The organism is Spongiimicrobium salis, from assembly GCF_043678055.1.
GTDB lineage: Bacteria > Bacteroidota > Bacteroidia > Flavobacteriales > Flavobacteriaceae > Spongiimicrobium > Spongiimicrobium salis.
This window is the reverse complement of sequence record NZ_JBHEQA010000016.1, coordinates 1-2222: the sequence shown is the minus strand read 5'-3', so window position 1 is coordinate 2222 and position 2222 is coordinate 1. Positions and strand designations below refer to the sequence as shown.

Here is a 2222-nt window from a genome sequence, read left to right as displayed (position 1 = left end):
TTGAATCTATGGGCCTAGAATACTAGTGTCTCAGATTAAGGAAGAATATGTTTGTTTTTTATCTCAGTTCTTTGTTATGTGTTCCCTCTTTTTCAATTGGGGGAATGAAGTCCGATTTTATTTCCTTCTGTATCTATGAATAATGCAAAAAATCCACTTTCATCGGCATGAGCTGTTTTTGGGACCATAATTTTTCCGCCATTTACTTCAACCTTATCAAGTATGGTTTGAAGGTTATCTCCACCGTTAAGATAAATAGTTACACCATCCGCGGAAGGTTTAAAGCCCTCCCCTTTCATGATTACCCCTTGTACTGCTTGATTCTCATAGGGGAGAATTCCCATTTCCATTCCAGGCATTTCCATTTTTTCGATATTAATTTTCAAAATTGCCTGGTAAAAATTGATTGCTCTTGAAATGTCCGTTGCAGGGATTTCAAATAGAGAAACATAGTTATTCATAGGATTCATGCTTTGTTCTACGGTTGAATCTTGTTTTGCTGTTTCGGCTGTAGTTTTACTTCGATCATTACAAGAAACAAAACCAATCGAAAACAGAATGATGGTACTTAGAACTATTCTTTTCATTTATCTTAAGGTAATTTTATTGTGCAAAATATGCTGAATATAAGAATTAAAATTGTAAAAATGCGACACTTGAAGGCTACTTGTAGAAAAGCGTTGAAAGCGCCATATGTTCATTTCCTAAAAATTCTTTTGGAGTAGTTCCTATAAATTCTTTAAAGTCCTTAATAAAATGGGCTTGATCAAAATATTCACTTTCATAAGCAATGTTTGTTAGGCTTTCCTTGTCATGGAGTATCATCTTTAAAGCTGTTTGCAAACGCAACACTTTACCTAACTGCTTGGGGCTAATACCTATCTGTTTCTTGAAATTTCTTTCGAGTTGCCTTCTTTTCGATAAGTCATCTTTCAATATCGTATGAATTGAGCTACTTCCATTGGTTGTAAGAAGGGAATCCACGGTTGTTTTCACCAAGTTTTCAATAGTTTCATGCTGATTTAACTTTTCTAAAAGAAATGTTTCAATGATTTCAATACGCTTTTGAGTACTGGTTGCTTGAACGATTTTTTGTTCCAATTCTTTTGCAGGGATTTCTCCGAACAAACTTTCTATTGGCGTTTCTACATCTACCAAGTTTTCGAGTGAAGTAGCGACAAAATTTGCGAATCCATAAGGGTAAAAACAAATGGCAAAAGAATCCACATCTCCCACAGGCTCTATGAAGTAGGATTTTGTTCTTTGCCCCATTACCATAGCATTTGGGTGAATTATATAGTCTTTTTCAGATATGTAACGCTTAATCTTATCCTTAAAATTAAAGGTCATTTCAACACATCCGTCAGGAATAATTTTTTGTTTTTGATTATTTGGGTCAAATGGAACTTCCAAAGTCCAATAAAACTTGACCAATGCACTTAAATCAGGCTGCGGTTGAAAGGTTTGATACTTCATTTATGATCTGTTTTTCTAAGTAATGTACAAGAGTTTCGGCTATGATTTGGGTGCTGTTTATATTAAAAATAGTAAATATTGTTTTGGGAAGGGAACAAGCACTGAATTAGACCAATGTTAGATCTTGTATGTATAAAAAGTGTTATTGCACAAACTTCTTATAAGGAATCAACCCTAAAACAAGAATGCAAATCAAAAAGATTTTTGCAAGCTTGAAATGTCCAGCTTCAAATATTTCCTCAAAATAAAAGGTATCGGTTTCCGCTGAATAGTATAATTCAATTTGACTATGCTCAACGATTTTCAAACATTTTTCTTTACTTAAAGACTTTCGATATTCTTTATTTTGATATTTGAAAATCATGTAGCTGCTATTTTTCATTCGCCTGTAATCACAAACTTTATCATCAACTTGAATCATTACTAATTCGCTAATAAGTGAATCCTTCTGAGTTTGATTCTGTTTGAAAAAAAGAACAATTAAAATTATTCCTATAAAAGCAGAAAAGAGCAATTGTTTTTTAAAATACATTGCATTTAGATTTTGCCAGCGAAATTTAAAATTTGGTCTGAATTCATTGAATATTGTGTGTAACCTGTTTCTGTATGATTAGTGCAGCGTATAACGGGTAAAATTTTCCGCTTAACTAAGCAATTAATTATACACGGCTTAAGTTTGATTCTCATTAAATTGATGTAATAATCAGAAAGAACAAAAGAGAGAATTAAGGTTAGTATACACAGTG

Annotated in this window: 3 protein-coding genes; all 3 read right to left on the bottom strand. The window is 32.8% G+C overall.

The genetic code is table 11. The annotated features are described in order from the left end of the window. Positions 1–92: 92 nt before the first annotated feature. Positions 93–587 (bottom strand): VOC family protein, encoded by a 495-nt coding sequence (locus tag ACEXOE_RS23675; protein WP_394751362.1) that lies wholly within the window; start codon positions 585–587, stop codon positions 93–95. A gap of 76 nt (positions 588–663) precedes the next feature. Next, positions 664–1476: a DUF6597 domain-containing transcriptional factor gene (locus ACEXOE_RS23670; protein ID WP_394751361.1), complete on the bottom strand. Its 813-nt coding sequence runs from the start codon at positions 1474–1476 to the stop codon at positions 664–666. A gap of 142 nt (positions 1477–1618) precedes the next feature. Next, entirely contained in the window at positions 1619–2008 is a 390-nt protein-coding gene (locus tag ACEXOE_RS23665; RefSeq protein WP_394751360.1) for a hypothetical protein, read from the bottom strand. Between the last annotated feature and the right edge of the window lie 214 nt (positions 2009–2222).

What these genes read in the sequence shown, in the direction of transcription:
- ACEXOE_RS23665 (WP_394751360.1), bottom strand. Translation starts at nt 2,008, where the DNA reads ATGTATTTTAAAAAACAATTGCTCTTTTCTGCTTTTATAGGAATAATT.
- ACEXOE_RS23675 (WP_394751362.1), bottom strand. Translation starts at nt 587, where the DNA reads ATGAAAAGAATAGTTCTAAGTACCATCATTCTGTTTTCGATTGGTTTT.
- ACEXOE_RS23670 (WP_394751361.1), bottom strand. Translation starts at nt 1,476, where the DNA reads ATGAAGTATCAAACCTTTCAACCGCAGCCTGATTTAAGTGCATTGGTC.